This is a genomic window from Schwartzia sp. (in: firmicutes), from assembly GCF_978017985.1.
In genome coordinates, this window is record NZ_CDXDFU010000188.1 from 1 (window position 1) to 4629 (window position 4629).

A 4629-nucleotide genomic window follows, 5' to 3' on the forward strand; every position below is an offset into this window, starting at 1 on the left:
GGACATGGGCAAGGTCATGAAAGAACTCATGCCTAAGGTCAAAGGCAAAGCTGACGGCAAAATGGTAAACAACATTGTTCGTGAATTTTTGAAGTAAGACATAAAATCTGCCGCACATCTTATGTGCGGCAGATTTTTTTATGCTATAATTAAATAATGTAAACTACTTTCGGGAGGTAAAACCATGAACAAAAAAGCAGAAGTTTTTCTGAAGTATCTCGACGAAAAGAAGATTGAAAACGTATTCGCTATCGAAGAAATGCCGAATGACGACTGGGAATCCGCTATTTTCCGTTCCAATATTGATATCAGCGGAAACAAGCTTCCGGTGGGAGTTATTCTCGACAACAGCATCTACGGAATGATTCGCGTGCTTATCGCCCCGAATGCCCGCACGGAAGAAAACGAGCTTGCCGTGCTTCGCGTAGTAAACGAGTACAACAAAAAATATAAATCCTTCAAATACTACTTTGATGACAAAGGCTCTCTGGTGCTTGATATCTGTATCCTCTCGGCAGAAGGAGAGCGTCTGGGCGACCTCATCTACGCTATGTTCGATGTTGTCATCAATCACCTTAATGAATCCTACAAAGAAGTTATGCACGCAATCTGGGCGTGAAGGAAAATTTATGGCCTTCTCCTAAAGGAGAAGGCTTTTTCTTTTTTCTTGGGTATTTCTTACGATTTTCAAGCCTTTGCAGGTAATTTCCACATTTCTGTCAGATGATACTTGTGTAAAAACAGGGAAGGAGGAGATGTCGTTGGATATTGTCGCAACCCCCTGGTTGCAGATACTTCTTTTGGCTATAGTCTTTCTGGGACTCCTGGTAGAGATAAAAACAGGCGGACTCGGCGCAGGTGCGATGTTAAGCATTGTCGCCGCAGGTGTCTTCTTTGGAAGCCACTATATGAAAGGCCTCGTTTCCATGTACCAGATTGCCATGTTCCTTGGGGGCGTACTGTGCATAATCATAGAAATGCTTACGCCTACGGTGGGACTCATAGCAGGGCTGGGTGTCGCAGCGATGCTTTACAGCGTAGTGCTTACTCTTGGCGGCGACCTTGAAGCAATCTATGCCCTTTTGGCGGCACTGGCACTTGCAGTGCTGATATTTGCCCTGCTTGTAAAACGTCTGCCCTCAAGCAGGCTTTGGAAAAAAGTCGTGCTGAGTCATGCCTCTACATCGGATCGTGGCTATGTAAGCGCGCCGTCCAAGCAGAATCTTGTGGGCAGGACAGGCGTTGCAGAGACTGACCTCAGACCGTCGGGAAGAGGGAATTTTGACGGCGTTTCGCAGGATATAGTAACAGATGGAGCCTATATCGTAAAAGGAAGCAGCATTATCGTGGCAGCCGTTGAAGGCAGCCGCGTGATAGTAAAGAAAATTTAGGAGGAAAAATTATATGGGAGCTTTACTTGGTTCAGGATTCATGATTGTCATTCTTATCATCGCGGCAGCGATATTCCTGCATTTCGTCCCGTTGGGACTCTGGGTATCGGCTATAGCCGCAAACGTCAATGTCGGCATATTCCAGCTTGTGGGTATGCGCCTTCGCCGCGTCGTACCGCAGAAAATAGTCCTGCCGCTCATCAAAGCAAACAAAGCGGGACTCACCGTGTCTGTTAATCAGCTTGAGGCACACTACCTCGCAGGCGGTAACGTTGACCGTGTCGTAGACGCCCTTATCGCGGCGCACCGCGCAGAGATTCCTCTGCCCTTTGAACGCTCTGCTGCAATCGACCTTGCAGGCCGTGACGTTCTCGAAGCAGTACAGATGAGCGTAAACCCGAAGGTTATCGAAACGCCTGTTGTATCTGCCGTTGCCAAAAACGGTATCGAGCTTAAAATAAAAGCCCGCGTTACTGTCCGCGCAAATATTGACCGCCTCGTAGGCGGCGCGGGAGAGCCTACCATCATTGCCCGCGTCGGCGAAGGCATTGTCACCACAGTCGGTTCCTCCGAAAAACATACAGACGTCCTTGAAAGCCCTGACGAAATCTCGAAAACAGTTCTTGGGAAAGGCCTTGATGCAGGAACTGCCTTTGAAATTCTCTCCATTGATATCGCGGACGTAGACGTAGGACGCAATATCGGCGCAGAGCTCATGACAGACCAGGCTGAAGCCGACAAACGCATTGCACAGGCAAAAGCGGAGGAACGCCGCGCAATGGCTGTCGCAAAAGAACAGGAAATGAAGGCATATACTCAGGAAATGGAAGCAAAGGTCGTGGAAGCCCAGTCCGAAGTACCGCATGCCATTGCGGAAGCATTCAGAAACGGCAATCTCGGTGTCATGGACTACTACAACCTTAAAAACATTCAGGCAGATACCGAAATGCGCGGGGCCATAAGCAAAGCCGGCACGCCTGACACGCCGCAGGGACCGCTGACAAAATAATGCGAGGATGTTCTTATGGACTTCTTTTATTATGTAATCATGATTGAAGATATCATCTTCGAGGCAGTAGGCTGGATATTCAGCCACCTGCCTTTAATAGCCATGCTAATCTTCATGGCTTTCATGAACTACACGCAGGAAAAAAATAAAAAGCGGAAAAAATATCCGCCCATAAAAAAGCCGCAGTCTCAGCCGAAGGCGCAGCCTGTGCCCTCGGACCCGCGAGATATCGGCTTTGAGATACCGGAGCTGAAACGTGCTCCCGAAGAAAAGCCGCAGGACGGTATCTACCGCGAACAGCAGAGCGCCGACAGCCTTGCTATAGAGGCAGAAGAGCTGGCTGACGAGCAGAACCGCTACATGAAATATCTCAAAGAAAAGACTGAGCAGGAAAAGCGCACGCGGGAAGAGGAAGAAGAAACCTACCGTACGCAGGCAAAACTCGCACCCCAAAAGCAAAAGCCACTCGTAATCCCGTCGGTTACGCCGCAGGCACTCGCCACGGGCATCATCTACGAAGAAATCCTCGGCAAGCCTAAGGCTTTGCGGGGCAGAAAACGAATGTAATCAAAATCCCAAGGATTCATAAACCATCGGTTTGAATTCTTGGGATTTTATTGTACAATTACAGAAAAAGGACATGAGCGAATAAGGAGGCAAGCATAATGAGCAAAAAAATCGGCTTTATCGGTCTCGGTGTCATGGGTGGAGCCATGGCTGAGCACCTCTTGGGAGCAGGCTTTGAGCTGACCGTATACAACCGTACAAAGAAAAAAGCGGAAGCACTTTTGGCAAAAGGCGCCAAATGGGCAGATACCCCTGCGGCCGTGGCGAAAGCTTCGGAAGTAGTCATCACTATGGTCGGCTACCCCGAAGACGTAGAGCAGGTCTACCTCGGAAAGAACGGAATTTTTGAGACCAAAAACGGCGGCTACGTAATAGACATGACCACATCAAGTCCGAAGCTCGCAAAAAAAATCTACGACGCAGCTGCGAAAAAAGGCATTGCGGCAGTAGATGCTCCCGTTTCCGGCGGCGATATCGGCGCACGCAATGCTACCCTTGTAATTATGGTGGGAGGAGACGAAAAAGCATTTAACGCCCTTGCGCCGATTTTTAACGTCCTCGGAAAGAACGTCAGATACTTCGGGGCGGCAGGCTCCGGACAGTTCGCGAAAATGTCAAATCAGATTGCCATTGCCGCAGGCATGCTGGGCGTGGCGGAATCCCTGTCCTACGCGAAAAAAGCAGGGCTCAATCCTGAGGCGGTGCTGGAAACCATCAGCGGCGGCGCTGCAGGCTCGTGGTCGCTGGCAAACCTCGGCCCACGCATGCTCAAGGGCGATACGGCGCCGGGCTTTTACATCAAGCACTTCATCAAAGACATGCGTATAGCTATCGAGAGTGCGGAGGAAATGCATCTGGAGCTTCCGGGGCTGAAGCTTGCAAAACGCCTCTACGATGAACTCTCGGCCCGCGGCATGGAAGACTGCGGCACCCAGACAATATATCAATGGTACGCGAAATAAAAAACCTTTCCCACTGCATAACAATCCACGCAAAACCGCCAAAACACGCGCTTTGGCGGTTTTTTCTATGTATAAAAATAATTCGGATTCCACAAAATAATAACTTTATTCGAAAAAAACATTTGCATAATTATACTTCGTGTGTTAGAATGTCCTTGGTTGGAGTCTGTCTCGGAGATGGTTGAGGAAACTTGGACACTCACACACGCTTCTCCGAATAGATGCTGACCACACACATTCACATCTATTTTATTCAAAGGAGGAGTTTCTTATGAAAAAAACTCTCGTATCCGCACTGACGACTGCACTCGTAGTCGGCGCTGCATCCACAACTTTTGCAGCAGCTAATCCGTTCGAGGATGTTGCTGCAGACCATTGGGCTTACGATGCTGTTGCTCAGCTCGCTGCTGACGGCGTCATCGAAGGCTATGGCGACGGCACATACCTTGGAGATCAGGAGATCAGTCGTTATGAGTAGGCTCAGATGGTTGCTCGCGGAATGGCAATGTGAGGCGTTTACGCAGATGTAAAAGAAATGTTCGACAAACTAGCTGCTGAGTTCGCTGATGAGCTGAACGCTCTTGGTGTCGGCGTTGCTGCTCTCGAGAAGAAAGTTGACAACGTAAAATGGACTGGCCGTCTGCGTTATCGTTATATCAACAAACGCGAAGAGAACAAAGCGAACGACAAACACAAGAAC

At 49.1% G+C, this 4629-nt stretch carries 6 protein-coding genes and 1 pseudogene; all 7 read left to right on the top strand.

The genetic code is table 11. The annotated features are described in order from the left end of the window. Positions 1-97, top strand: a 97-nt coding sequence (locus ACY69O_RS08195; protein WP_462332987.1) for a GatB/YqeY domain-containing protein, incomplete at its 5' end; no start/stop codon positions are given. An 87-nt stretch (positions 98-184) separates the two neighbouring features. Next, a complete protein-coding gene (locus ACY69O_RS08200) occupies positions 185-619 on the top strand; it encodes a hypothetical protein (RefSeq protein ID WP_462332982.1) in 435 nt (144 codons plus the stop codon). A gap of 136 nt (positions 620-755) precedes the next feature. Continuing rightward, positions 756-1391, top strand: a complete 636-nt coding sequence (locus ACY69O_RS08205; protein WP_462332983.1) for an NfeD family protein — start codon at positions 756-758, stop codon at positions 1389-1391. 13 nt (positions 1392-1404) lie between these two features. Continuing rightward, positions 1405-2400, top strand: a complete 996-nt coding sequence (floA, locus tag ACY69O_RS08210) for a flotillin-like protein FloA (RefSeq protein ID WP_462332984.1) — start codon at positions 1405-1407, stop codon at positions 2398-2400. A 15-nt stretch (positions 2401-2415) separates the two neighbouring features. Continuing rightward, the gene (locus ACY69O_RS08215; RefSeq protein ID WP_462332985.1) at positions 2416-2967 is read left to right on the top strand and encodes a hypothetical protein; all 552 of its coding nucleotides are present in this window, start codon (positions 2416-2418) and stop codon (positions 2965-2967) included. Positions 2968-3065: 98 nt separating this feature from the next. After that, positions 3066-3929 (top strand): NAD(P)-dependent oxidoreductase, encoded by an 864-nt coding sequence (locus ACY69O_RS08220; RefSeq protein ID WP_462332986.1) that lies wholly within the window; start codon positions 3066-3068, stop codon positions 3927-3929. 271 nt (positions 3930-4200) lie between these two features. Continuing rightward, positions 4201-4629, top strand: a pseudogene (locus ACY69O_RS08225) (S-layer homology domain-containing protein); the annotation flags it as partial.